Genomic DNA, 24,872 nt, shown 5'->3' with positions numbered 1-24,872 from the left:
GATTTCACTTCCATTTGAATCGTGTGTGTCGGCTGTTGCCAGCGCGCTGATGTCGCGTCACTCGGTGACATCGCGATGGGCCGACACTTCAACTTTTTGCATGGTCTGTTTTTCGACAACCTGGGTAAGGCCCTCGGCGTCGGTCAGACCGCCGAGCAACGACCCGTCCTCCAGTTTCAGGCGGTAGGCGTTGCCTGCGGCAAGCGCCGGCTCCTGCGCGGAATGGCCCGGGTAATGGAGCTGCAGGCGCTGGCTTGCGGGGTCCCGCCCGAACGCAGGAACGTTCGTGCTGTCGCTGCTGGCAGGCGCCCAGACTCTCTTGCTGCTGTACATGCTCATCGTGCCGGGTGTACCGAGCTCGACGCCGTTGCCGATTTTGATGTAGCTGCCGTCGCTGGCGATCAGGCGAATCGTCGGGGCAGTAAGTACGATTTCGCCCTCGGTGGCTGAAGCGTGGAGATTGTGCTGGGCGTTGAGGGCAATGTCGTCTTCCTGCGCCTGCACCAGCACCTTGCCCCGGTTGGCGATGGCGGTGATGCCGTCATCCTGGGCAAACGCGGAAATGCCTTTGCCAGCGTGCAGGTGCATGCCCGCGCCGCTGGTGAGGTGCAGATGATCCTGAGCCGTCGTGTCGTGATTCGCTCCTGCGTAATGCGCCTGTGACCCCGGTGTGGCGCTGACCAGTCCCGCCTCGCCGGTCAGGGCAATCATCGGCTCACCCTTTGCGTTGCTGGCAGGGGCGGGCCATTGCTCAAGCGCCTGTCGCAAGCCGTCTATCCCGCTTTGATCAAGGGGCTGGGCGCCCCGCGCGCTCGCGGTTTGCCCCAGCGAAGCAAAAAGCCCGGCGCACTCGCTGAGCAATTTGAGCAGGTCGTCGCGCTCGAGCTGGTTGTCTTTGGCGCGATGTTTTGCGTTGGCCGTTAGCAACAGACCCTGCGCAGCACGCACGGCAATCGCGGCATCGGTGCGCAGTTCCGCGCCATTGCCCAACGGCTGTGCCTTGCCGTTTTCACGTGGCGTGACAAGTCGTCCCAGGTTCAACGCACTGGCCTGATGCGAGGTGGCAAGCCGGGCGCGGGGCGAGCCGCTGGTGTCATCGAGCAGCAGCTCGTTGTGACCGACGCCTTTGTGTTCGCGGGTCTTGATACCGGACAGCGCCTTGTTGCCCGGCAACCCGTGCACCGCGCTGAAGCTTGGCGTCGGCTGAACAGCGTTATACGAAACACCGGTCACCACCGGGCGGTCAACGTCGCCACCCAGGTGCTGAACCATGACTTCCTGACCGATGCGCGGCAGGAACTGATGCCCAAAGCCCTCGCCCGCGCTGGGCATCGCCACACGCAACCAGGTGGTGTCCTGCGCATCCGTCCGGGGACTGTCCGAACGGCCATCATCGCGGCGCTGCCAGTGAAAGCGCACCTGGATGCGGCCCATTTCATCGGTGAAGACTTCTTCGCCTTCGGGGCCCACCACGATGGCGGTCAATGGACCTGCAATGGTCGGTCGGGCAATCGTTCGCTCAGGCGTGAACACCACTTTGCTGCGAACGCAGGTGAAGGTATTGGCGTAATCGGAGGGTTTGTCGGAGCGGTAGTTATTGCAGCCCTGATGCTCGACCCTCAGCAGCAGAAACTGGCGATCCTCCCGCGACCCATTGTCATGGTCAAAGTGTTGCGTGAGCTCGAAGGTGTAACCCGGCAGCATGCTCCGGCAATGACTGGCGCCGGTGAACACCTTGCCTTGCAGCTCGATGTTTTCCACGCGGCGACGCAGCAGCGCCTCGCCTTGGTCGTAGTCACCATGCGAGTACGCATCGGTGTGCACGTAAACCTCATAGGCAGGCGCGTCGCCCTGCTCGTTCAGGTTATTCATGCTGACGATCAGCGGGTTGGCGGGTTGCTTGTAATCAAAGGTCTGAATGGCAACGGCGCCAGGCTGAAAGTGGCGATGCGCGCTCCATTGGGTGATTGCGTCGGTCGTTTCGGTGACAGCGGCGCTGTGATAACGAATGCGCGGTTGGCCAGGCAGCGGCAGCAGACCGGGCGAGTAATCGCTCACGACCATGCAGTGACCTTGCGCACTGTGCTCGAAGAAGAAAAACAAGCCGTCACCTTCCAGCAGGCGCAGGACGAAATCCAGGTCGGTCTCGAAATACTGGGTGATGTAGCTGTGCGTTTTGAGAGACTTGAACAGCCGGAACTCGAAGTGCGGCACGGCGCCATATCCGGACAGAACCGCCCGAACGATGTCTTCGACCGTCTGCTCCTGGAAAATGCGCGAATCCTGACGTCGACTCAGGTGCCATAACCACGGGACAAGCGTGGCCGAATAGCGAGCCAGACCGCCATCAGTGGACTCGAAGCTGAAGCGGCTGATACAGCCATCAATGAAACGGGTGCTGCCATCAGCCAGCTCAATCTGGAGCTGTGCAGACTGGCCGATCAGGGACTTCAGGGCGATATCCGCGCTCTGGGAAAGCAAGCTGAGCTCGAAGCTGAAGAGTTCCGAAAGCGCTTCACCACCCGTGAAGGCATCGAGCAACAGCGCTTGCTCGTTGCGCAGTGGCGTGACGATTTTGATCAATCGGCGATGTTGCGAGGTACACAATGCAGCCAGGTCCATGGGCATGCTTCTCCTGTGGCCTGATGAATGTCAGGCCAGACGAAGGTGAATAACGTGCGTCCATGCGGTTTTTTCTGCGGCGGGAGCCAGGCGGGAAGTGAAACATTTCATCTTCGGGAAAGATGTCGGACCCTTCTCGATTCTGTGTCGGAAGCAGGCGGCCGTGAGTCGCCACTTTTCGCACACGGGGCGGTGGCTGTCCTTCGCACAGAACGGACAGTCATAGAACTGCAGACCCGCCAGCCCCGTTCAGCGGCAGCTGGCGCGCCTGATGTGTCTGCGTTTCAGATCAATCCACGGGCGCGCCAGGCGGCGCGCTGTTCGGCGTTGATACCCAGTTGTTCGAGGACTTCGTCAGTGTGCTGGCCCAATGTCGGTGCCGGACGCTGAACGCCGCCGGGCGTGGTGCCGAGCTTGGGCACGATGCCGGGCAAGGTCACGGGTGTGCCGTCATCGAGGTGGCTGTCGAGCAGCATGTCGCGGGCCCGGTAATGCGGGTCGCTGGCGATGTCGGCGGCGTCGTAGATCTTGCCTGCCGGGATCCGCGCAGCGGTGAGCCTGGCAAGCACGTCATCGAGGTCAAGGCTGGCGGCCCAGGCGGAAATGGCCGCATCGATCAGCTCGACCTGCCTGACCCGCCCGTCGTTGTGGGCCAAGGCCGGGTCGTTCGCCAGGTCAGGCCGCTCGATCAGGGCCATCAGGCGCTGGTAAATGCTGTCGCCGTTGCCTGCGATCAGCGCGTACCGGCCGTCGCGGCAGCGATAGGCATTGGAGGGTGCGATGCCAGGCAGGCTGCTGCCGGCCGGTGCCCGGACGGCGCCAAAGACCGAGTACTCAGGGATCAGGCTCTCCATCATGTTGAACACCGACTCGTAGAGCGCGACGTCGATTTCCTGGCCTTCGCCACCGTTCTGGTCGCGATGACGCAACGCCAGTAATACGCCAATGACGCCGTGCAAGGCCGAGAGCGAGTCACCGATGGAAACCCCCACGCGCACTGGCGTGCGACCGGGCTCGCCCGACAGATGCCGCAGGCCGCCCATTGCCTCGCCGACCACGCCGAAACCCGGACGGTCGCGGTACGGGCCGGTCTGGCCGTACCCGGAGACCCGCAGCATCACCAGTCGTGGATTCAATGCATGCAGCTCTTTCCAGCCAAGTCCCCACCCTTCCAGCGTGCCCGGCCGGAAATTTTCCACCAGCACATCGGCGTCGGCGATCAATCTGCGCACCACCTCCTGAGCGTCCGGCTCGCGTAGGTCCAGCGTCACCGAGCGTTTGTTGCGCGAGGACACGGCCCACCACACCGACGTGCCTTCATGCAGCAGGCGCCATTTGCGCAACGGGTCTCCGGTGCCCGGCGGTTCGATCTTGACTACATCGGCACCGAACTCACCCAGCATCTTGGCCGCAAACGGCCCGGCAATCAGTTGCCCCAGCTCAATGACTCGAATCCCTTGCAGAGGCTTTTGCATGACGCGCCCTTTGTTGTTCGAAAAGTGAGGGCAATTGTCCGCCCTCAAGGCGAGGCTGAAAATCCAAAATTGCCCGACGGGGCATTGTTTTCATTCAGACGCCCGGGTTTCCCTGACGTGGTCGATGAAGCGAATGACCGCCGGGGCCTTCTCGTAGCGACGGTGGATCAGCGAAAGCGAGGACGTGGGCTGGCAGTCATCGATGCGCCGGTACACCACGTTCGGCAGGCGAATGTGATCGACGACCGACTCCGGCACCACCGCAACGCCCTGCCCGAGACTGACCAGCGCAATGACCGACACCAGCCCGCCCGGCTGCGGCCCCAGCGTCGGCGCAAAACCGCCCTGCGCTGCCACCTCCAGCGTCCCGGAAATCTGCTCCGGGAGAATGAACGTTTCGTTCTGCAGGTGCGCCGCGTGGATGGACTTGAGCTTGCACAGCCAGGCGCTGTCCGGCAGCGCCAGCGCGAACCTTTCGGTCAGCAGTTTGAGCGCACTGACCGAGTCGGGCAGGTTCATGGGCGAGCGGATGAACCCGACATCGAGGCGGCCCTCTTCGACCCAGCGCGGCAGGGTCGGCATCAGGTATTCATTGATGCTGAATTCAACGTCCGCATAGCGCTGGCGAAACTCACCGACCTGCTGCTGCAGCACGCCGGAAAACACCGCAGACGCCACGTAACCCAGTTCGATCTTGCCAGCCTCACCGCGCCCGGCGCGTTGTACGTTGTACTGCGCGGTCTCGAATTGCCGTACCGCAAGCTCAGCCTCCACCTGCAGCGCCTTGCCGGCATCGGTCAGCCTGACTTCGCGCTGTTCGCGCACGAACAGCCGTGTGCCGAGGGCGCTTTCGAGGTCCTGGATCTGTCGGGTCAGGGTCGGCGGCGCGATCCCCAGCTGCTCGGCTGCACGGGTGAAATGCCGATGCCGGGCCACCGCCAGGAAATAGCGAAAATGTCGGATTTCCATGAGTCATTACCTGATGGGTAATAAGAATGCTGAGCGCAGGTAACGAAGCATAAGCCATCCCGGAATATTCTGTATCCAGCCGACAGCCGGCACAGCGGCGCGATGCATCACCCCCGTCCACTGCGCACGCTGACGACGGATCTCGCGTCTGAACCTGTTCATTAGCTGCAACCTAACACCTGACCGGAGTCATCAAATGTCACAGCCCAGCCCGCGCATGACCCTGCTCACCGCCTCGGGCGTGTGTTCGTTGATCGTGCTCGACACCAACATCGTCGCGGTCACGCTGCCGAGCATCGCCAGGGATCTGGGAGCGGGTTTTGCCGACATCGAATGGGTGGTCAGCGCCTACATGCTGGCGTTTGCAGCGTTGTTGCTGCCCGCCGGCAGTCTCGCCGACCGTTTCGGACGCAAAAAGATGATGTTGACGGGCCTGGCGTTGTTCATCGCTGCCTCGTTGGGCTGTGGCGCCGCGCCGGACATCCTGACGCTCGACCTCGCGCGTGCGATCAAGGGCGTCGGCGCGGCGCTGTTGCTGACTTCGGCGCTGGCGACCATTGGCCACGTCTTCCACGACGAAGCCGAGCGCGCCAAGGCCTGGGCATTCTGGGGCGCGTGCATGGGGGTGGCGATGACAGCGGCGCCGACTGTGGGCGGGCTGATTGCCGAGGGCATCGGCTGGCGCTGGATCTTCTACCTCAACCTGCCCGTGGGGCTGCTGTTGTTGGCCATGGTGGTGCGCAACATCGGCGAATCACGTAACGAGCAATCGGCGCGCCTCGATCCCTGGGGCAGTCTGTTTTTCAGTGCCAGTCTGCTGAGCTTGATCTGGGGCCTGATCGAGGCCAACCGGATCGGCTGGGACAACCCGCTCACCTTTGCCCGCCTGGCGGGCGGCGGCCTGCTGCTGGCGCTGTTTTTTCTGGTGGAACGCGTGCAGCGCCGACCGATGGTCGATCTGCAATTGTTCCGGTCGCCACGTTTCATCGGCGCCTTGCTGGGCATGTTTGCCTATGCCGGCTGCGCACAGGTGATGATGACGTTGTTGCCGTTTTATCTGCAGAACGGGCTGGGATTCAGCGCCATCGACTCGGGATTGAGCATGTTGCCGTTCGCGATCACCATGCTGCTGTGCCCGCGTCTGGGCACGACGCTGTCACGCAATCTGTCGCCGGCGGCGATGATGGCGCTGGGTCTGAGCCTGGTCGGTATCGGCAACCTGCTGTGCGCCTGGGCGACCGGGGTCGGCGGTTATCCGGCCTTCGCGCTGGCCATGGCGGTCACCGGCGCGGGTGCCGGGCTGCTCAACGGCGACACGCAGAAAAACATCATGGCGTGTGTGCCCCGCGAGCGAACCGGCATGGCATCGGGCATGAGCACCACGATGCGCTTCAGCGCAATCATGCTGGCCGTTGGCACCTACGGGGCCTTGCTCGCCAGCCACACCTTGAGCGCGCTGCAGGCGAGTCTCCATATCGCCGCTCCTTTCTGGCTCGATCAGGCACAGTCCATCGCCTCGCGGGTAGTCGCCGGCGACATGAGCGCCGCGCTGCACCTGCTCGACAGCGACGCCCGGCAAGTGGCGCAGCCACTGGCACAGCAAGCCTTCGTCAGTGGCTTCGCGACCGTGTTGTGGACCGCCGGATGCACGGCACTGTTCGCGGCAGGCCTGGTGGGCACGCTGATGCGCAAACCGATTCCGGTCATGCAGGTGAAAGTCGCCTGAAGTGCCCTGGCTCGATACCCGTCAGCCACGCATTACCCTTGTAGGAGCGCGCTTGCCCGCGAACTGGCCGGTGTGTCCGCCGAAGATGCTTCGGCTGGAAACCAGTCTTCGCGGGCAAGCGCGCTCCAACGGGAGTTGGGTGTGGCCGAAGAGTTCGGGAATACCCGGAGATCTCTGTGGGAGTGAGCCAACTGTCGTTGAACGCCTCCTTCGATCAGCGGCGTAACACTCGACGCCTTCCCGGCTAAAGCCGGTCCTACAAAACGCTCGCGCAATCTCTAGGACTGGCTTCAGTCGGGCCTACAAAACGCTTGCGGCATCTGTAGGACCGGCTTCAGCCGGGAAGAGCCCGGTACGGCCATGCCACGGCATGTTCCAGGCGCTCGTGGATTTAATTTCGTTCCGGCGGGAATAACCCTGGTCGGGCTTCGTCATACGGGCTCAAGAAAGTCATTCCCCGATATGAAGGAAGCCATTATGAAAACCACACTGATCGCCCTGACCCTGACCGCCCTGAGCAGCTTTGCCCTGACCGCCAACGCCGACATGAAAAACATGCCGCAGGTGCAGGACTACACCTACGGCACCAAGCTGGACATCGCTCAGGTCACCAAGACGCCTAGCCTGAATTTCTGCGGCGTTCGGCCAGTAGACCTCAGCTACGTCGATCACATGGGCAAGGCCCACACCCTGCGCTACGAAACCAACGGTAACAACTGCCTGGGCGACAATTGATCCGTAAACCTCGCCCGTGAGAGACAGGCCGCCTGAACCCGCCCGCGCGGGCCAGAACAATAATGGCGGCCTCTCCCCTTCTCTGCGACACCTCGTTGAACTGACAGGTCAATTACGACCTGCTGCCGGTCTTCCCTGATTGCTCAGACCCCGGTTGCGTCTGCACGCCTGCTCACGAAGACGCCGGTAATCCGCAATACCAGCAGCGGTTGGAATCGCTGGCAAGCTCACGCCTACACGGTTTCAGCGCCCGCTTGTCGGCGGAGCGAATGACCCGCGCGTGAATCACTGGCTCGCAGCGGCCTGTTCGATCAGGTGTGCAACGGGCGCCGGATTGGAGACCATCACCACGTGAGAAGCCCCCTTCACCACCTCCACCGCTTTGGCGTGCGCGCGTTGCGCCATGAACGCCATGGCCTGGGCTGGAATGTTCTTGTCCTTGTCGCCATAGATGTACCACGACGGGATGTGCTTCCAGGCCGGAACGCCCGATGCCTCGTTCAGTGCCGCCTCGGTCACCGGACGTTGCGTGGCGGCCATCAAGGCCGCCTCGGCGACCGGAACGTCGGCCGCGAACTGGTCGCGGAATTTATCCTGACGGATGTACAGATCCTTTCCGCCATCGGCCAACGGCACTGGCGCTGCCAGCGTCGGGCCGAGCGTGCTGCCGGGGAATTTGCCGGCGAGCCCCGCGACGGTCTCACCGGTATCCGGGGCGAAGGCGCTCACATAGACCAGCGCCTTGACGTTGGCGTGGCCGTTGGCGGCGGCGCTGATCACGTTGCCACCGTAGGAATGACCCACCAGCACGACCGGCGACTGCACGCTGGAGAGGATCGCGGCGACCGAATCGGCGTCGCTTTTGACCCCGCGCAGCGGGTTGGCGGCTGCGATGACACGGTAGCCGTCCTTTTCCAGGATGCCGACCACGCCGTTCCAGCTGGAGGCGTCGGCGAAGGCGCCATGGACCAGCACGACCGTGGGTTTTTCAGTCTGGGCGAAGGCAGTGCCGCCCGCCAGAAGACTGGTCGCGAAGGCAATGGAAGCAATGATTTTTTTCATGGAAAATTCCGTTATCAATCGGGTTATGGGGCGTAGCGGGTAAAGACGAAATCGTGGTTCTGGACGCGCGCCTGGTGGCAGGCAAAACAGGTCTCGTGCTGCGCCTGATCAACCGGCTTGCCGTTAACGAAACGGCCGAAGCCCCAGCCGCCGGTCGCTGCGTATTTCTGCGAATCCTTGACCATGACCTGCACGGTGGTGGCGGCACCCGGGATTGACGCCGACTCGAATTCGGGCGATTGCACGTGTTTCCAGGCGCGCTTCACCAGCACCGTGCCGTCAGGGAACGGCAACGTGCCGTCCTGGTAGGCCTTGACCGCGATGTCATTGCCGACCACCGCACGCAGCTCATTCAGTGGCGCCGCTTCAACGGCCGGTGCGATCAGCTCCCATTTGCGATAACCCTCAGGAAGGTGCACGCCATAGATCGGTGAAACTTCGTCGGCACTCGCACCGGCGTCGGCCGCTGCGACGCCGCCGAGGGTGAGCGCAAGCGATGCCAGCGCGCCGGACCACAACGCCAGATGTCTGGGTTTCATGGAGTTTCTCCTGGTCAGCCGCTCAGAGATGATCGGCATCGATCACTGCCTGGGCGAAGGCCTGTGGCGCCTCTTGTGGCAGGTTGTGGCCGATTCCGCCGGTGATCAGACGGTATTGGTATTTACCGGTGAAACGCTTGGCATAGGCCTCCGCCGGAGGGTGCGGCGCACCGTTTGCGTCGCCTTCGAGGGTGATGGTCGGCACACCGATGGAAGGAAACGCCGCGAGTTTCTTCTCGATCGCGTCATATTGAGGCTCACCCTTGATCAGGTTCAGGCGCCAGCGATAGTTGAAGACCGAAACGGCCACGTGATCCGGGTTCTGCAGCGAAGCAGCGCTGCGGTCGAAGGTTGCGTCGTCGAATGCCCATTGGGGCGAGGCGAGCTTCCAGATCAGTTTGGCGAAATCATGGGTGTTCTTTTCATACCCCACACGGCCCCGCTCGGTGGCGAAATAGAACTGATACCACCACTGCAACTCTGCAGCGGGGGGCAGCGGCGCTTTGCCCGCCTCCTGGCTGCCGATCAGATAGCCGCTCACCGCCACCAGCGCTTTCACCCGTTCCGGCCACAGCGCTGCGACGATGTCCGCAGTACGCGCGCCCCAGTCATACCCGCCCAACACCGCCTTTTGAACGTGCAGCGCGTCCATGAACGCGATCAGATCGGACGCCAGCGCGGCGGGCTGGCCGTTGCGCAGGGTCTTGGACGAGAGAAAATGTGTGTCGCCATAACCGCGGGCGGACGGGATCAGCACGCGGTAACCCTTCTGTGCCAGTGCCGGCGCAACATCGGTGTAGCTGTGAATATCGTAGGGCCAGCCGTGCAGCAGGATGACAACGGGTCCATCGGCCGGGCCGAGTTCGGCATAGGAAACATCCAGCACACCGGCCTTGACGTGCTTGAGTTCACCGAAGGAAGTCGTGGTGCCTGGCGTAATGGCGTCGATCGTGGCAGCGGGGACTTCGGCAGCGCTGGCCTGGGCAGCGCCGCCCGCCAGTGCGCCCAGTTGCAGCAATGCGGCCGCGATCAGTGACGGAACCAGCATCCGACGACGGCGGACTGAGGCATTCGGGTTCATCGAGGTCAAGCTCATGATAGTTCTCCTTAACGAGCCGCCAGCGGCGGCGACGGGCTGAAATCAGATAAAGATGCGGTTACTCGTGCGTTCCGGACGCGTCGAGGCGGGTACGAAGCGGACGGAACGCCTCGCGCAGTTCTTCACTGAACAGTTGCGGCTGCTCCCAGGAAGCGAAGTGGCCGCCCTTGCTCACCTGGCTGTAATAGGAGAGCGACGGATAAGCGCGCTGTGCCCAGCTTTTCGGCGCCTGATAGATCTCGTGAGGGAACACCGTGATGGCCACCGGGACCTTGATATCCGAGGTTTTCTGGGCGGCGGCACTGAAATTATTGTTGTTGTTCTCCCAATAGAACCGGGAGGACGAAGCGCCGGTGTTGGTCAGCCAGTACAAGCTGATGTCATCGAGCATCTCATCGCGGCTGAGCACCTTCTCAGGCTGACCGTCGCTGTCGGTCCAGGCGGCGAACTTCTCGTACATCCATGCGGCGGTGCCGGTCGGCGAATCGGCCAGCAGATAACCGATGGTCTGCGGTCGGGTCACCATCATTGCGCCATACGCAGCGTTGCGACCGAAGAAGCCGCTGAGCGAATCGAACGCCTTGCGTTCCGCGCCTTCGAGACCGGCCGGCGCGGCGTCGCCGGCGTTGATCGGCCTCACCAGCTCAGGCGGCACGGTGGCGGGCATGTTCAGGTGTATGCCCAACAGACCGGGCGGATTCAAACGGCCGAGCGCGTCGGAAATGACCGAACCATGATCGCCGCCCTGAGAAACGTAATGGCTGTAGCCAAGGCGTTTCATCAGCACATCCCAGGCCTTGGCGACACGGTCGGGGCCCCAGCCGGTTTCGGTCGGTTTGCCGGAAAAGCCATGGCCGGGTATCGAAGGAATGACCACGTCGAACGAGTCCTCCACCTTGCCGCCGTAGGCCACCGGATCGGTCAGCGGGCCGATGGTCTTGAGGAACTCGAACTGCGAGCCCGGCCAGCCGTGGGTCAGAATCAGCGGCATGGCGTTGGGGTTGTGCGAACGCACGTGAATGAACTGGATGTCCACGCCGTCGATAGTGGTGATGAACTCAGGCAAGGCATTGAGTTTCGCCTCGGCCTTGCGCCAGTCGTAGCCATTGCCCCAGTACTTGACCAGCGCCTGGACCTGGGCCAGTTGCACGCCTTGCGACACGTCGCTGACGGTTTCTTTGTCCGGCCAGCGGGTGGCCGCGATCCGCGTACGCAGATCGGTCAGCCGGGCCTCGTCGACGTGAATCCGATAAGGCCGGATCGCCTCGGACGCGTCGGTGGCTGCGGCGGTTGGCGAAGCGTCAGGCGCCGAAGAAGCGGCCCAGGCGGCGTTGCCACCTGCCAGCATGGCGAGCCCGAGGACGCCGGCTTTTACGGAAGTGGCCAGGCAACGCGGCCAGACGAACGTGGGCGGAACTGTACTCATGATGAATGTCCTGTCAGTCGATGAGCGACGGGCGCAAATGGCCCGGGCGGGTGCCGGTGTGCAGCGTGGCTGCCGGACCGGCGAGCTTCACAATCAGTTGTCCTGTCCGCAGTCCTGATTGATGCTGCGGTAGTCCACGGCGTGAGCCGCACCGGCGGAATCGAGGTAGGTCAGGCGGGATTTGACGATGCCGCAGACGGACGGCGACGCTTCGTTGACCGACAGCACTTTGGCGATGTCCAGGTGCTCGCCGTACATGTAGGTGTGCGCCTTGACGACGTCCTGCGCCTGAGCGCCAGCAGTGCCAAGGGTCAAGAGTGCGAACAGCGAAGCGAGGCTGAGGTTTTTCCAGTTCATGGTGCGATCTCCGGGCGTTCAATGAGTGAGGTGGTTCGAGTGGGACTGGCCCGTCTCGATGGAGCTCATTAAGCGCTGGCGAGGTATCGCGCATGTGTCGTGGACCCGGCAGAAAAGCAACGTTGTGTATCCCCCCATGGCCCAGATACAAAACGATACATAAATGCGAAATGACTTCCGGATCTGATTGACGGCAGGCCCTGCGAGTCTCTAAAACGTCGACTGATAACAACAGTCAGAGGTAAGCCCGGTGGAGCACGTAGATCACATTCTCATCGTCGACGATGACCGTGAAATCAGGGAACTGGTCGGCAACTACCTGCAGAAAAACGGTCTGCGCACCACGGTGGTGGCCGATGGGCGACAGATGCGTGCGTTTCTGGAGTCGACCCCGGTGGACCTGATCGTGATGGACATCATGATGCCCGGCGACGATGGGCTGGTGCTCTGCCGCGAGCTGCGCGCAGGCAAACACAAAGCGACGCCGATTCTGATGCTCACCGCGCGCAACGATGACACCGACCGCATCATTGGCCTGGAAATGGGCGCCGACGACTACCTTGTCAAACCGTTCGTGGCGCGGGAACTGCTGGCGCGGATCAACGCAGTATTGCGGCGCACGCGCATGCTGCCGCCCAACCTGATCGTCAGCGAAGCAGGCCGTCTGCTGGCTTTCGGCAAATGGCGCCTGGATACCACGGCTCGCCACCTGCTCGACAGCGAAGGCACCATCGTCGCGGTGAGCGGCGGAGAATACCGCCTGTTGCGGGTATTCCTCGATCATCCACAGCGCGTACTCAGTCGCGACCAACTGCTGAACCTCACCCAGGGTCGCGACGCCGACCTCTTCGACCGGTCCATCGACCTGCTGGTCAGTCGATTGCGACAGCGACTGCTGGACGATGCCCGCGACCCGGCTTACATCAAAACCGTGCGCAGCGAGGGGTATGTGTTCACCTATCCGGTCGAAATCCTCGGGGACGCGTCATGAAGACGCCCCGCTGGCCGCGCACGCTGGCCGCGCGACTGACGCTCATTTTTCTGGTGAGCCTGGTCGTCGCTCACGGGCTGTCGTTCGGGTTGCAGTTCTACGAGCGCTACCAGAGCGCGATGACGTTGATGCTGGGCAATCTGGAGCAGGACCTCACCACGTCGGTCGCGGTGCTCGAACGCCTGCCTGCCGATGAGCGAGCCGCCTGGCTGCCACGATTCGAACACCCGAACTATCGCTATCAGCTCGACGAGGGGCAGCCAGGCTCGGCGATGGACATGAGCACTGCGCCGGTGTCGGTGCGCTCGATGCTGGCGACCCTGGGCCGCGACTATGCGCTGACCTTCACCACCATCAAAGACGTTCGTCCGCACTATCAGGCGCATTTGCGTCTGAAGGACGGCAGCCCGCTGACGATCGACGTGCGCCCTTCCATCTCGCCGCTGTCGCCCTGGCTTCCGGCCGTGCTGGTGGCGCAATTGCTGCTGTTGCTGGGATGCACGTGGCTGGCGGTGCGCACGGTGATTCGCCCGCTCACGCGGCTGTCCAGCGCGGTGGACGGCCTCGATCCAAACGGTCAGGGAGAACCGCTTGCCGAAGAAGGCCCTGTCGAAGTGGTGTACGCGGCAGTGGCCGTCAACACCTTGCAGGAGCGCATCGCTACCCACGTCAAAGAACGCATGCAGTTGCTGGCCGCGATCTCCCACGATCTGCAGACCCCCATCACGCGCATGAAGCTGCGGGTCGAGTTCATGGATGACTCGGCGGAAAAGGACAAGCTGTGCAATGACCTGACTGAAATGCAGCATCTGGTTCAGGAAGGCGTGGCCTACGCGCGGAGCATGGCCGGGTCCAGCGAGCCGGGTCGGCGCGTCGATATGGACGCGTTCGTGCAAAGCCTGGTCTTCGATTACCTCGACACCGGCAAGCAGGTGCTGTTTGCCCCAGGCAGCGGCGCCGCCATCGAAACCCGCCCTCACGCGCTGCGCCGAGTGCTGGTGAACCTTACGGACAACGCGCTGAAATTCGGCTCGCAGGTGGAAATCCGCGTCGACACCCGACCCGACGGCGGCATGCTCATCCAGGTGCTGGACCGTGGCCCGGGGATCGCAGAGCATCAACTGGCTGAAGTCGTGAAGCCGTTCTATCGCGTGGAAAGCTCGCGAAACCGTGAAACCGGCGGCACAGGACTGGGCCTTGCGATCGCGCAACAACTGGCGCTGACCCTGCAAGGCACATTGACGCTGTACAACCGGGAAGGCGGCGGCCTGTGCGCCGAGCTGACGCTGCCGGCCAGAATCACCGGCCCGGTCAGAAAGGTCGTCGGCGACAGTGCTGTCGATCTTCCCGCCCGATAGCTGCCAGGCACTCCACTCGGCCCAGGCCGCGCACGATCCGGACCAGTGATCGCCGCGCGGCCTTTTTGTATCGCACTGTATCTAGAGCCCCGACAGACACTTGGCGATTTAATCGGGCCATTTCGCGACACATCCGCGATACCTCCACGTCGTTCAATAGGCTCCATCGAGTGACGCACAAGACCACTCGAAACCTATCCTTGAACGCACTGGAGAACGCCATGAACTGGAAAAACCTTTCGATCGCCACCCTGTTTGCCGCCCTGAGCCTCGGTGCCTTTACGGCTCAGGCGCAGGACTTGATCACGCCGCAGACGTACACCTACGGCACTCATCTGGACATCAAGAAAGTCATCGCCTCCAAGGAAACCACCAGCCCGGCCTGCGCCGTGGTCACGTCCCAGCTCACCTACCTGGACTCGATGGATCAGACCCAGGTGCTCAATTACCAGAGCCTCTCCGGCGGCTGTCACGACAATTGATCACGCCCGACACGGGGTCCTTCCGGGCAGTGCTTAAACGCCTGCCCTCACTTGATACAGGTAGCTCCACATGTTGCTGATCGCATTCCTGGGCGGCGTGGTGACGGTGCTCAGCCCGTGCATCCTCCCCGTCGTACCCTTTCTGTTCGCCCGCGCCGACCGCTCTGCGTCGTCGATCTTCCTGACGCTGCTCGGCTTGAGCATCACCTTTGCCTTGGTCTCAAGCCTGGCGGTGGTCAGCAGCGACTGGGTGGTGACGGCCAACGGCATCGGCCGTCACCTCGCGCTGGCGGTGCTGGTGCTGTTCGCCCTGTCACTGCTTTCGGCCAGGATCGGTCATTGGCTGACGCGCCCGCTGGTCGCGCTCGGCAATCGTCTCGATCCGGCCACCCGACGCATGTCCGGACCTGCCGCGTCGCTGATGATCGGGGTCGCCACCGGGCTGCTCTGGGCGCCGTGTGCCGGGCCGGTGCTGGGGATCATCCTGACCGGTGCGATGCTGCAAGGGCCCAGCGCCCAGACCAGCCTGTTATTGCTGGCCTACGGAGTGGGCAGTGCGGTTTCCCTGGGGACACTGATCTTCGCCGGGCGCGGGCTGGTGTCCAGACTGAAACTGTCGCTGCCGGTCACCGCCTGGCTGCGGCGCGGCACCGGCGTTGTCGCGCTGCTGGTGGCGGGCGTCATTGCCACCGGCTCCGAAAGCCAGCTGCTCGCCGGGACCTCGTCGCAACGTGCCGCCAGCGTGGAGCAGACATTGCTCAGCGGGGTGCCGAAGCTTGTCGATTACGTGGTCGACAACGTGAAGGCGGCCACCGTCCCTGACCTCAGCAGCAAGGGTCAGATGCCGTCGCTGTCCGGCGCGGTGCAATGGCTCAACTCACCACCGCTCACTGATGAGTCGCTGCGCGGCAAGGTGGTGCTGGTGGACTTCTGGACCTTCGACTGCATCAATTGCCAGCACAGCATTCCTCACGTCAACGAGTGGGCGAAAAAGTATGGGAAGGACGGTCTGGTGGTGATCGGTGTGCACACGCCGGAATACCCCTTCGAGCGGGTCGTGGACAACGTGCGAAAAAACGTGACGAAGCTGGGCCTCAACTACCCGATCGCCATCGACAACGACTATGCGATCTGGAGAGCCTTCGACAATCAGTACTGGCCAGCGCATTACCTCATCGATGCCAAAGGCCAGATCCGGTACACCCATTTCGGCGAAGGCAGCTATGACACTCAGGAACAGGTGATCCGGCAACTTCTCGACGAGGCCAGACACGACACGTCGGCCTCTCGCTGACCCATGCCTGCGGGCAGACCGACAGCGTGGCTGCGCGGATTCACCGTGCGGCCAGCGCCCAGACCCGCGCCAGATCCCGCGCACGATCGTGAAGCAGGACGGCGGCGTCACGGCAGGCCTGATCCAGGGTCATCGGGCCGCTGGTCAGGGCAAACGCGGCGCTGATGCCGTGCTCGTAAAGGTCGGCGTAGCCATCACCCAGGGTTCCGGCCAGCACGATCACTGGCACATTGCGCCGCCGGGCGATCTTCGCCACGCCAAACGGCGTCTTGCCTCGCAAGGTCTGCGCATCGAAACGCCCTTCTCCGGTGATGACCAGATCGGCATCTTCGAGGGCCGCTTCCAGCCCGGTCAGGTCCGCCACGACTTCAACGCCCGGACGGAACGACGCGTTCAGGTAGGCCCTGGCCGCGAAGCCCATGCCACCGGCGGCGCCGCTGCCGGGGTATTCGCTCTCGTCCTTGCCCAGCACCTCCTTTGAGCACTCGGCGAAATGCGCCAGCGCAGCGTCCAGCGCCAGCACTTGCTCGGTGGACGCGCCCTTCTGCGGGCCAAAGATATGCGATGCGCCGTGGGGCCCGCACAGCGGGTTGTTGACGTCGGCGGCCACCTCGAACTGCACGCCTTTAACCCGTGAGTCCAGGCCCTGCAGATCGATGTGTGCAACTTGCGCCAGCGCCAGACCACCCGCTGGCAGGGCTTGGTGGTCGCGGTCCAGGAAACGTGCGCCCAGCGCTGCAAGCATGCCGGTGCCTGCGTCGTTGGTGGCCGAACCGCCGATCGCCAGAATAATGCGCTGCGCGCCTTCGTCCAGCGCCGCGCTGATCAGCTCGCCGGTGCCGTAGGTGCTGGTCACGGTGGCATCGCGTTCCTCGAGCGCCAACAGCTGCAGTCCGCTGGCCATGGCCATTTCGATGATCGCGGTGCGTGTCTGCGCCAGCCATCCCCACTGCGCCTGCACCGGCTGGCCAAGCGGTCCGCTGACCTGACGCGTCATCCACTGGCCATCGCAGGCGGCCAGTACGGCCTCGATGGTGCCTTCGCCGCCGTCCGCCATGGGGCATTCGATAAGACTGGCCTGCGGCCACACTTCTCGCAGTCCGCTGGCGATGGCCTGCGCCACGCCTTGGGCGCTCAGGCTGTCCTTGAAGGAATCCGGGGCGATGACGATTTTCATATTGTTCTCCTTATCCGATGATCGCGATCTTCTCATTATCTCCAGGACATTCCGCCTGACCTTCGCACAACCGCCGCCTCGGTGCGTTGTTCATCCGAACAAAAAAACCTGCGGTTTGCGCGCAGGTGGATAAAGCGCGTGCGCGCAAGGGTCGAAGTCGAGGCGATGGACCGGTAATCGCTCCTCGACGCGGCACGTCTGGCTCAGCGGGGCACCATCTGCATGCCCAGATACAAGCGCAGCAGGTCGCCGGTGCGATAAGGGTCGCAACCGCTGACCTCGGCGATCTTCTCCAGGCGATAACGCAAGCTGTTGCGATGGATGCCCAGCGCATCGGCGCAGGCCTGACTTTCGCCGCTGTAGTCGAACCATGCGCGCAACGTATCGAGCAATTGCACGTTGCCTTGCAGGCGCGCGATCGGTTCGGCGACGCCTTCGGCCAGCCAGTCATGGCGGTTGCGCCAGAACAGCACGGCCAGGCGATGACTGGCCAGACGCAGCAATTTCAGGTGCGGCTGAATGTGCCGGGCGTAGTCGAGGAGGTCCCGGGCGGCGGAGCAGGCGTTGCGCAATGTGGTCAGATCCGTCGAGGGCTCGACCGTCAGCATGCGTTGCATCGGCCAGCCCTGTTCGTCGAACTGCGCCAGCAGCAACGCATCATCACGGTCCTTGCCGGCAGCGCGGCACCAGTAGATCAGGCCCGGCTCGCAGGAGACGCACCAACTGTTGGCATACCGTCCGTTGAGCCACGCGGCCACCTGACCGGCATGACTGGACTCCGGCGGCAGCTCAAGCAGGACGGCCTGGCGCGGCAGCTGTGGCTGCAGACCCAGTTGCTCGGCTTCGACAATCAGGTGCGCGGCGCTGTCGCCCAGCAACAGGCGCGACAGCAGGTCCTCGCTGCGCTGATGGCGCCATTGCTGATCGGCCTGCTGGCGCCGATGCTCCATGAGCATTTCCGCAGTCATTTTCACCAGCTCCGCGTACACACGCACCTGGTCCGGTTCGCCGGTGATGCCCAACACGCCCACCAGTTGATGATCGAGCATCAATGGCAGGTTCACCCCCGGTCGCACGCCGTTGAGTTGTCTGGCGGTATGCGAATCGATTTCCACCACGCGGCGGTTGGCCAACACCAGCTGCGCCCCTTCATGACGCGTATACAGACGCTCCGCCTCACCGCTGCCGATGATGATGCCCAGGTAGTCCATCACGTTGACGTTGCACGGCAGGATCGCCATCGCCCGATCGACGATGTCCTGCGCCAGGGCATGATCAAGGGCGAACATGGCATGCTTCCATTGAAAACAGTGGTTGAGCGTTCATACACATCACGATAGGGTTTTTATAATTCAGCGGAGTCTGCCTGATTTTTGCGTGAAGTTCCTGCCCCGATGGCGAGCCTGCAGATACCCGGCGCACGCCAGCCATGGCACAGTGCCAAATCTCCTTCTGACATGTCGAGCCAGCCGTTCCCCTATGCCAAAGCCCATCGTGCGCGCCCTTCTCTGCCGTCCAGCACTGCTTTTATGCGCCCTGACCTTGCAGGCCTGCGCCTCCGGCGAGGTGCCTCTGGGCCAGGCAAGCTTCGCCGACTACCGCCAGCAGACCATCGCGTGGATGCAGCAGAATCGCACCTTCCAGACCGACGATCATGCTGCCGAAATCGAGTGGAATGCGCCCCGCGAATGGCGTCCCGACGCAGCGCCCACGCGCGGCATCTTGCTGGTACATGGCCTGGGCGACTCGCCGTGGTCGTTCAACGATGTCGGCCAGAAACTCGCCCAACAGGGTTTTCTGGTGCGCACGGTGCTGTTGCCGGGGCACGGCAGCAAGCCGGCCGACATGCTCGACGTCACGCTGGGGCAATGGCAGCAAGTGGTGCGCGAACAGACGCAGATTCTGCAGCGCGAGGTCCCGACGGTGTACTTGGGCGGGTTCTCCACCGGCGCGAATCTGGTGCTCGACTACGCCTATGAACACCCGGAAATCGCCGGGCTGGTGCTGTTTTCTCCTGCGTTCAAACCCGAAAACACCTACGCCTGGCTCACGCAATACATCGGCTGGTTCCGCCCCTGGCTGGCCAAGCCCGACGACGGCATACGACCCATGCAAACGCCGGTGCGCTACTTGAACGTGCCCACCAATGGCTTCGCGCAGTTCTATCGCAGCGCGCTGCTGGCGCAGAAGCATCTGAAACAGGTGCCTTACGACAAGCCGGTGTTTGTCGCCATCACCCAGCACGATTCGGTGCTCGACACCGCTTTCGTGCTGGACACCTTCAACACACGCTTCAACCATCCCGACAGCCGCCTCATCTGGTACGGCGACAACCCTGCCACGGCGGCGAAAACGCCTCGGGTGTTGGTGCGCAATGACTTTATGCCGGCGTACCGCATCGCCCAGTTCTCGCACATGGGCCTGATGTTCTCCCCGGACGACCCTCTCTATGGCAAGGACGGCAATCAGAGGATCTGCTGGAACGGACAGGAAACCGAAGCCATGCGCAAATGCCTGGACGGCGAGCCCGTGTGGTACTCCGACTGGGGCCACCGCGAACCGGGCAAAGTGTTCGCCCGCCTGACCTACAACCCATATTTCGAATGGCAGACGGGCGTCATGGCTGGGGTTCTGGGGACAGGTCCTGGATAGCCGGCGGTATCACCGACGCCTTCGTGAGCAAGCTCACTCCCACAAGGATCTCGGGCATTCCCGAGCTCTCTGACCAGACACACATTTCGTGGGAGCGAGCTTGCTCGCGAAGGCTGATTCGCAGCCACTGCATAGCCGTCGGATGCACCGGCCTCTTCCCGGCTGAAGCCGGTCCTACAGACGCAGCAACCTTTCCGTAGGACTGGCTTTAGCCGGGAAGGCTGGTTTCCCTTATTCCACAGGTGCCAGCCGTTCGCGGCTGTTGCTCAGGTGTGTCCACATGGCGGCGCGTGCGGCGTCGGGGTCCTGGCGGCGGATGGCGGCCAGGATCGCCTCGTGTTCAAGGTTCGCCAGGTAAGCATGGTGCGTGAGGCTCGACCCTGCGCGCTCGCTCGAGGCGATGCGGCTGCGCGGGATAACGGCGTTGCCGAGGTTCTGCAGAATTTCGACGAAATAAGGATTGCCCGTCGCCTCGGCGATTAACAGATGAAAGCGCCGGTCTGCTTCCACGCAGCTGTCCTCTTTGGCGAGCAGATCCTGATAGTCATCCAGCGCCGCGCGCATCGCCACCAGTTGCTCCTGAGTACGACGCTGTGCCGCCAGGGCGACGGCCTGGGTTTCAAGCCCCATGCGCAGTTCGATGATGTGCCGCACGCTGAACACGGTCTCCATCTTAAGGTGCAAGCCGCTCTGCTCCGAACGCGGCAACACGAAGGTGCCCTTGCCCTGATGGGTTTCCACCAGCCCTGAAGCCTGCAACTTGGAAATGGCTTCGCGCACGACTGTCCGGCTGACGCCATGCTCGCGGACGATTTCGCTCTCGGACGGCAGCTTGGCACCTGGTGCGATGCGGCCCATCAGGATGCGCTGACTCAGATCGGTGACCAGATCGGTGGCGAGACTGTGCTGGCGTCTCTTCGGGGCGGTGGTAGATGGCATCGGCATGGAGGTTGTCCGATCAGTGGCAGATTTTACGTCGGAATCGCATCCGGCGCACTTGTACTTTCTCGGGCTCGACCGGTCGATTCCACCGCCGCTTGCGAACAGCAGCAAGCGCTATACGAATAGCCGAACACCCGCAAAACAGGGCTTCTCAAGGCTGGCAGCCACTTATTCAACTTGTCAGACAAGCAAGATTATTCCGGCAAAAAAATTCCTGCAAGCCCCGCAAAACCGGTTGCGCAAGCCGCCCTAACTTGTATGATGACTAACAACAAGGCGCACACACCTTGTCACACACAGACGCTCCAACCCGCATAAAAATAATCAGTGGGAGTTAATCAGAGTGAACACATCCTCATCTCGGGTGCATGACGCGGACGATTCCGTCTTGCTGTCGGCGGTCTCGAAAGTCAAACGCCACATCCTGCCGCTGTTCGTCATCATGTTCATCGTCAACTACATCGACCGGGTCAATATCGGCTTCGTACGTAGTCACATGGAACATGACCTGGGCATCGGCGCTGCTGCCTACGGCTTCGGCGCCGGCTTGTTCTTCATCGCGTACGCGCTGTTCGAAGTCCCCTCCAACATCCTTCTGCAGAAGGTCGGCGCACGCATCTGGCTGACCCGCATCATGCTGACCTGGGGTCTGGTGGCCGCCGGCATGGCGTTCATCCAGACCGAAACCCATTTCTACATCCTGCGTTTTCTGCTGGGTGTGGCCGAGGCAGGGTTCTTCCCCGGGGTGATCTATTACTTCACCCGCTGGCTGCCAAGCGTCGAACGGGGCAAGGCGATTGCGATCTTCCTCAGCGGCTCGGCATTCGCCTCGCTGATTTCCGGACCGCTCTCCGGCCTGCTGCTGCAGATCGAAGGCCTGGGCATGCACGGCTGGCAGTGGATGTACTTCATCGAGGGGATGTTCTCGGTCGGCCTGTGCTTCTTCGTCTGGTTCTGGCTGGACTCCAAACCCCACGATGCCAAGTGGCTGAGCGCCGCCGAAAAGGACGCGCTGGTCGAGGCCATCGACGCCGAACAGCGTGCCCGTGAGGCCGCGAGCCCGGTCAAGCTGACCATTGGCAAGCTGCTCAAGGATCCGCAGATCATCCTGTTCTGCCTGATGTATTTCTTCATCCAACTGACCATTTATGCCGCGACGTTCTGGCTGCCCAGCATCATCAAGAAAATGGGCGATCTGACCGACTTCCAGGTCGGCTTATTCAACTCGATTCCCTGGTTCATCGCCATCGTCTGCATGTACGGCTTCGCCTCATTGTCGGCCAAGTGGAAGCATCAGCAGGCATGGGTCGCGACGGCATTGCTGATTGCAGCCGCAGGGATGTTCATGTCCACCACCGGCGGCCCGGTTTTCGCGTTCATCGCCATCTGCTTCGCGGCCATGGGCTTCAAATCGGCTTCGTCGCTGTTCTGGCCAATCCCGCAGGGCTACCTGGATGCACGCATCGCCGCAGGCGTCATCGCGTTGATCAACTCGGTGGGCAACCTTGGCGGCTTCGTTGCGCCGACCACCTTCGGCATCCTCGAACAGCAGACCGGCTCCATCCAGGGCGGCCTCTACGGCTTGACCGCGACCTCAATCATCGCCGCGATTCTGGTATTCACCGTGCGCACGACGCCAAAGCCCGGTGCCGTGCCAGTCGAAAAAGTCAGCGCAACCGCCAGCCATTCCTGATCCCTGAAACCTCGTTGCTACGGCTTCACGTACCACTAAGGATTTAGCCATGACCACACAGAACTCCGGCAGCACTCCCGTCATCACCGAGATGCAGGTCATTCCGGTTGCCGGCCATGACGACATGCTGCTCAACCTGAGCGGCGCCCACGGGCCTTATTTCACCCGCAACATTGTCATCCTCAAGGACAACGCCGGGCATACCGGTGTCGGCGAGATTCCTGGCGGTGAGAAAATTCGTCAGACCCTGGAAGACGCCCGCTCGCTGGTCGTCGGCAGCACCGTTGGCGACTATCAGAAAATTCTCAATGACGTGCGCCGCACTTTTGCCGAACGCGACGCCGGCGGTCGCGGCCTGCAGACGTTCGACCTGCGCATCACGATTCACGCAGTGACGGGCATCGAAGCGGCCGTGCTCGACCTGCTTGGCCAGCACCTGGAAGTGCCGGTGGCGGCCCTGCTCGGCGAAGGCCAGCAACGCGACCAGGTGAAAATGCTCGGTTACCTGTTCTACGTCGGCGACCAGAAGAAAACCAACCTGCCCTATCGCACGGAAAACGACGCCGAGAACGACTGGTTTCGCGTGCGTCACGAGGAGGCCCTGACCCCGGAAGCCGTGGTGCGTCTGGCCGAGGCAGCGTACGCGCAATACGGTTTCGAGGACTTCAAGCTCAAGGGCGGCGTGCTCAGCGGCGATGCGGAAATCGAAGCGGTGACCGCGCTGGCCGAGCGTTTTCCGAAAGCGCGCATCACCCTTGACCCGAACGGCGCCTGGTCGTTGAAAGAAGCCATTCGTCTGTGCCGCGATCAACATAAGGTGCTGGCGTACGCCGAAGACCCGTGCGGTGCGGAAAACGGTTACTCGGGACGCGAGGTGATGGCCGAATTCCGCCGCGCCACCGGCCTTCGCACGGCCACGAACATGATCGCCACCGACTGGCGCGAGATGGGCCACGCGATCCAGTTGCAGTCGGTGGACATCCCACTGGCGGACCCGCATTTCTGGACCATGCAAGGCTCGGTGCGCGTGGCGCAGATGTGCAACGAATGGGGCCTGACCTGGGGCTCGCATTCCAACAACCACTTCGACATCTCTCTGGCGATGTTCACCCACGCGGCCGCCGCTGCGCCGGGCAACATTACCGCGATCGACACGCACTGGATCTGGCAGGACGGTCAGCGTCTGACCAAAGCGCCGTTGCAGATCATCGGCGGCAACGTGCAAGTGCCGAAGAAGCCGGGGCTGGGCGTGGAAATCGACATGGACCAGGTGGCCAAGGCGCATGAGCTGTACAAAGGCATGGGCCTGGGCGCGCGCGATGACAGCGTGGCCATGCAGTTCCTCGTTCCAGACTGGAAATTCAACAACAAGCAGCCGTGCCTGGTCCGCTGAAACAGGCCTGCCCGGCTTGAACCGATCCACGTAAATTGCCGACTGGCGACCGGCGCGTAACCCCTTGCGCGCCGTTTTTCTTCATCCGCCGGTACCATCACCGCATGCTATGGTTTGCCCATTCCACTGCTGCGATGTCGTCCATGTCCCATCTCACCCAGACTCACCCTCGCCTGACCATCGCCACTGGACTCGGAGTTGCCGCCGGGATCGCCGCTTCATTCATTGCACCTGACATCACACTGACCAGCAAATGCCTGATCGCCTGGAACGTCGCCGGGTGGATTTACATGATCCTGATCATGCAGCGCACGTTCAAATCCAATGCCGAAGACGTCAGACGCATCGCCGAAGTTGAAGACGAAAACGCCGGTCTGGTGCTGATGGTGGTGAGCGTTGCGGCGCTCGCGAGCCTGGCCGCCATCGTTCTGGAACTGGCGGGCATCAAGGGCATGACAGCCAGCGACAAGGCGCTGCATTACGCGTTTACCGGCTTCACGATTATCGGTTCGTGGCTGCTGACCGGCGTGGTGTTCAGCCTGCACTACGCGCGGATGTTCTACACCTGGAACGGTGAAAAGGCCGCCCTGCGCTTCGCCGACGGCGAGCAGAACCCTGATTACTGGGATTTCCTCTACTTCTCCTTCACCATCAGCGTTGCCGTGCAGACCTCGGACGTCGGCGTCGCCACCCGAGGCCTGCGCAAAGTGGTGCTGGTGCAATCGCTGATCGGCTTCCTGTTCAACACCTCGATACTCGGGTTCTCGATCAACATTGCCGCCGGCCTGTTCAACTGAGCCACTTCGCAAGACGCCGGGACACTCGCATCCCTCTGTTGCCTGCACCCTCGCATCGCGAAAAAATTCGCTCCTACACTTGC

Annotated in this window: 21 protein-coding genes; 10 read left to right on the top strand and 11 right to left on the bottom strand. The window is 62.5% G+C overall.

The genetic code is table 11. The annotated features are described in order from the left end of the window. Positions 1-57: 57 nt before the first annotated feature. The 3 genes from BMZ10_RS22725 to BMZ10_RS22715 all read right to left on the bottom strand — a co-directional run bounded on the left by BMZ10_RS22725 (position 58) and on the right by BMZ10_RS22715 (position 5,066). Positions 58-2,628 (bottom strand): type VI secretion system Vgr family protein, encoded by a 2,571-nt coding sequence (locus tag BMZ10_RS22725; protein ID WP_093467510.1) that lies wholly within the window; start codon positions 2,626-2,628, stop codon positions 58-60. Positions 2,629-2,906: 278 nt separating this feature from the next. After that, positions 2,907-4,097 (bottom strand): CaiB/BaiF CoA transferase family protein, encoded by a 1,191-nt coding sequence (locus tag BMZ10_RS22720; protein WP_093467507.1) that lies wholly within the window; start codon positions 4,095-4,097, stop codon positions 2,907-2,909. A 90-nt stretch (positions 4,098-4,187) separates the two neighbouring features. Then, positions 4,188-5,066, bottom strand: coding sequence for a LysR family transcriptional regulator (locus tag BMZ10_RS22715; protein ID WP_093467504.1), 879 nt, complete (start codon positions 5,064-5,066; stop codon positions 4,188-4,190). Positions 5,067-5,262: 196 nt separating this feature from the next. Here BMZ10_RS22715 and BMZ10_RS22710 point away from each other — a divergent pair, with 196 nt between their 5' ends. Next, on the top strand, positions 5,263-6,792 hold the full coding sequence (locus BMZ10_RS22710) for an MFS transporter (protein WP_093467501.1): 1,530 nt from the start codon (positions 5,263-5,265) through the stop codon (positions 6,790-6,792). Between the two features lie 477 nt (positions 6,793-7,269). Then, positions 7,270-7,527 carry a DUF2790 domain-containing protein gene (locus BMZ10_RS22705; protein ID WP_093467498.1) on the top strand — a complete coding sequence of 86 codons (258 nt, stop codon included), beginning with the start codon at positions 7,270-7,272 and terminating at the stop codon, positions 7,525-7,527. A 285-nt stretch (positions 7,528-7,812) separates the two neighbouring features. On the opposite strand, the gene BMZ10_RS22700 is transcribed toward BMZ10_RS22705, so the two are convergent. From BMZ10_RS22700 to BMZ10_RS22680, 5 genes are all read right to left on the bottom strand, one after another. After that, positions 7,813-8,589, bottom strand: a complete 777-nt coding sequence (locus BMZ10_RS22700; RefSeq protein ID WP_093467495.1) for an alpha/beta fold hydrolase — start codon at positions 8,587-8,589, stop codon at positions 7,813-7,815. Between the two features lie 23 nt (positions 8,590-8,612). Further along, on the bottom strand, positions 8,613-9,128 hold the full coding sequence (locus BMZ10_RS22695; RefSeq protein ID WP_093467492.1) for a cytochrome P460 family protein: 516 nt from the start codon (positions 9,126-9,128) through the stop codon (positions 8,613-8,615). A gap of 22 nt (positions 9,129-9,150) precedes the next feature. Beyond that, positions 9,151-10,209 (bottom strand): alpha/beta fold hydrolase, encoded by a 1,059-nt coding sequence (locus BMZ10_RS22690; protein WP_371266147.1) that lies wholly within the window; start codon positions 10,207-10,209, stop codon positions 9,151-9,153. A gap of 76 nt (positions 10,210-10,285) precedes the next feature. After that, a complete protein-coding gene (locus BMZ10_RS22685) occupies positions 10,286-11,653 on the bottom strand; it encodes an epoxide hydrolase family protein (RefSeq protein WP_093467486.1) in 1,368 nt (455 codons plus the stop codon). A 93-nt stretch (positions 11,654-11,746) separates the two neighbouring features. Then, positions 11,747-12,010 carry a DUF2790 domain-containing protein gene (locus BMZ10_RS22680; protein WP_093467483.1) on the bottom strand — a complete coding sequence of 88 codons (264 nt, stop codon included), beginning with the start codon at positions 12,008-12,010 and terminating at the stop codon, positions 11,747-11,749. Positions 12,011-12,260: 250 nt separating this feature from the next. Between BMZ10_RS22680 and BMZ10_RS22675 the strand changes: the two genes are divergently transcribed. The 4 genes from BMZ10_RS22675 to BMZ10_RS22660 all read left to right on the top strand — a co-directional run bounded on the left by BMZ10_RS22675 (position 12,261) and on the right by BMZ10_RS22660 (position 16,135). Next, a complete protein-coding gene (locus tag BMZ10_RS22675; protein ID WP_093467480.1) occupies positions 12,261-13,001 on the top strand; it encodes a response regulator in 741 nt (246 codons plus the stop codon). After that, on the top strand, positions 12,998-14,359 hold the full coding sequence (locus BMZ10_RS22670) for a sensor histidine kinase (protein WP_093467477.1): 1,362 nt from the start codon (positions 12,998-13,000) through the stop codon (positions 14,357-14,359). Before BMZ10_RS22675 ends, BMZ10_RS22670 begins: the two co-directional genes overlap by 4 nt. Before the next feature lie 221 nt (positions 14,360-14,580). Beyond that, the gene (locus BMZ10_RS22665; RefSeq protein WP_093467474.1) at positions 14,581-14,841 is read left to right on the top strand and encodes a DUF2790 domain-containing protein; all 261 of its coding nucleotides are present in this window, start codon (positions 14,581-14,583) and stop codon (positions 14,839-14,841) included. A gap of 70 nt (positions 14,842-14,911) precedes the next feature. Next, entirely contained in the window at positions 14,912-16,135 is a 1,224-nt protein-coding gene (locus BMZ10_RS22660) for a cytochrome c biogenesis protein DipZ (RefSeq protein WP_093467471.1), read from the top strand. A 40-nt stretch (positions 16,136-16,175) separates the two neighbouring features. Here BMZ10_RS22660 and BMZ10_RS22655 read toward each other — a convergent pair whose 3' ends face one another. After that, complete coding sequence (locus BMZ10_RS22655) at positions 16,176-17,312, bottom strand: glycerate kinase (protein WP_093467468.1); 1,137 nt, start codon at positions 17,310-17,312, stop codon at positions 16,176-16,178. A 203-nt stretch (positions 17,313-17,515) separates the two neighbouring features. Next, complete coding sequence (locus BMZ10_RS22650; RefSeq protein ID WP_093467465.1) at positions 17,516-18,601, bottom strand: sugar diacid recognition domain-containing protein; 1,086 nt, start codon at positions 18,599-18,601, stop codon at positions 17,516-17,518. A gap of 190 nt (positions 18,602-18,791) precedes the next feature. Here BMZ10_RS22650 and BMZ10_RS22645 point away from each other — a divergent pair, with 190 nt between their 5' ends. After that, positions 18,792-19,964, top strand: a complete 1,173-nt coding sequence (locus BMZ10_RS22645; RefSeq protein WP_093467462.1) for an alpha/beta fold hydrolase — start codon at positions 18,792-18,794, stop codon at positions 19,962-19,964. A 231-nt stretch (positions 19,965-20,195) separates the two neighbouring features. On the opposite strand, the gene BMZ10_RS22640 is transcribed toward BMZ10_RS22645, so the two are convergent. Continuing rightward, complete coding sequence (locus BMZ10_RS22640; protein ID WP_093467459.1) at positions 20,196-20,909, bottom strand: FadR/GntR family transcriptional regulator; 714 nt, start codon at positions 20,907-20,909, stop codon at positions 20,196-20,198. 340 nt (positions 20,910-21,249) lie between these two features. Here BMZ10_RS22640 and BMZ10_RS22635 point away from each other — a divergent pair, with 340 nt between their 5' ends. The 3 genes from BMZ10_RS22635 to BMZ10_RS22625 all read left to right on the top strand — a co-directional run bounded on the left by BMZ10_RS22635 (position 21,250) and on the right by BMZ10_RS22625 (position 24,789). Beyond that, positions 21,250-22,599 (top strand): MFS transporter, encoded by a 1,350-nt coding sequence (locus BMZ10_RS22635; protein ID WP_093467456.1) that lies wholly within the window; start codon positions 21,250-21,252, stop codon positions 22,597-22,599. A gap of 49 nt (positions 22,600-22,648) precedes the next feature. Continuing rightward, positions 22,649-23,992: a glucarate dehydratase gene (gene gudD, locus BMZ10_RS22630; protein WP_093467453.1), complete on the top strand. Its 1,344-nt coding sequence runs from the start codon at positions 22,649-22,651 to the stop codon at positions 23,990-23,992. A gap of 143 nt (positions 23,993-24,135) precedes the next feature. Further along, positions 24,136-24,789 carry a DUF1345 domain-containing protein gene (locus tag BMZ10_RS22625; RefSeq protein WP_093467450.1) on the top strand — a complete coding sequence of 218 codons (654 nt, stop codon included), beginning with the start codon at positions 24,136-24,138 and terminating at the stop codon, positions 24,787-24,789. Positions 24,790-24,872 lie beyond the last annotated feature (83 nt).

Origin of the sequence: Pseudomonas sp. NFR16 (assembly GCF_900108875.1) — a bacterium.
GTDB lineage: Bacteria > Pseudomonadota > Gammaproteobacteria > Pseudomonadales > Pseudomonadaceae > Aquipseudomonas.
The sequence above is the reverse complement of the archived record's forward strand: the minus strand, read 5'-3'. Positions and strand labels throughout refer to the sequence as shown.

What these genes read in the sequence shown, in the direction of transcription:
- BMZ10_RS22725 (WP_093467510.1), bottom strand. Translation starts at nt 2,628, where the DNA reads ATGCCCATGGACCTGGCTGCATTGTGTACCTCGCAACATCGCCGATTG.
- BMZ10_RS22720 (WP_093467507.1), bottom strand. Translation starts at nt 4,097, where the DNA reads ATGCAAAAGCCTCTGCAAGGGATTCGAGTCATTGAGCTGGGGCAACTG.
- BMZ10_RS22715 (WP_093467504.1), bottom strand. Translation starts at nt 5,066, where the DNA reads ATGGAAATCCGACATTTTCGCTATTTCCTGGCGGTGGCCCGGCATCGG.
- BMZ10_RS22710 (WP_093467501.1), top strand. Translation starts at nt 5,263, where the DNA reads ATGTCACAGCCCAGCCCGCGCATGACCCTGCTCACCGCCTCGGGCGTG.
- BMZ10_RS22705 (WP_093467498.1), top strand. Translation starts at nt 7,270, where the DNA reads ATGAAAACCACACTGATCGCCCTGACCCTGACCGCCCTGAGCAGCTTT.
- BMZ10_RS22700 (WP_093467495.1), bottom strand. Translation starts at nt 8,589, where the DNA reads ATGAAAAAAATCATTGCTTCCATTGCCTTCGCGACCAGTCTTCTGGCG.
- BMZ10_RS22695 (WP_093467492.1), bottom strand. Translation starts at nt 9,128, where the DNA reads ATGAAACCCAGACATCTGGCGTTGTGGTCCGGCGCGCTGGCATCGCTT.
- BMZ10_RS22690 (WP_371266147.1), bottom strand. Translation starts at nt 10,209, where the DNA reads ATGAACCCGAATGCCTCAGTCCGCCGTCGTCGGATGCTGGTTCCGTCA.
- BMZ10_RS22685 (WP_093467486.1), bottom strand. Translation starts at nt 11,653, where the DNA reads ATGAGTACAGTTCCGCCCACGTTCGTCTGGCCGCGTTGCCTGGCCACT.
- BMZ10_RS22680 (WP_093467483.1), bottom strand. Translation starts at nt 12,010, where the DNA reads ATGAACTGGAAAAACCTCAGCCTCGCTTCGCTGTTCGCACTCTTGACC.
- BMZ10_RS22670 (WP_093467477.1), top strand. Translation starts at nt 12,998, where the DNA reads ATGAAGACGCCCCGCTGGCCGCGCACGCTGGCCGCGCGACTGACGCTC.
- BMZ10_RS22665 (WP_093467474.1), top strand. Translation starts at nt 14,581, where the DNA reads ATGAACTGGAAAAACCTTTCGATCGCCACCCTGTTTGCCGCCCTGAGC.
- BMZ10_RS22660 (WP_093467471.1), top strand. Translation starts at nt 14,912, where the DNA reads ATGTTGCTGATCGCATTCCTGGGCGGCGTGGTGACGGTGCTCAGCCCG.
- BMZ10_RS22655 (WP_093467468.1), bottom strand. Translation starts at nt 17,312, where the DNA reads ATGAAAATCGTCATCGCCCCGGATTCCTTCAAGGACAGCCTGAGCGCC.
- BMZ10_RS22650 (WP_093467465.1), bottom strand. Translation starts at nt 18,601, where the DNA reads ATGTTCGCCCTTGATCATGCCCTGGCGCAGGACATCGTCGATCGGGCG.
- BMZ10_RS22645 (WP_093467462.1), top strand. Translation starts at nt 18,792, where the DNA reads ATGCCAAAGCCCATCGTGCGCGCCCTTCTCTGCCGTCCAGCACTGCTT.
- BMZ10_RS22640 (WP_093467459.1), bottom strand. Translation starts at nt 20,909, where the DNA reads ATGCCGATGCCATCTACCACCGCCCCGAAGAGACGCCAGCACAGTCTC.
- gudD (WP_093467453.1), top strand. Translation starts at nt 22,649, where the DNA reads ATGACCACACAGAACTCCGGCAGCACTCCCGTCATCACCGAGATGCAG.
- BMZ10_RS22625 (WP_093467450.1), top strand. Translation starts at nt 24,136, where the DNA reads ATGTCCCATCTCACCCAGACTCACCCTCGCCTGACCATCGCCACTGGA.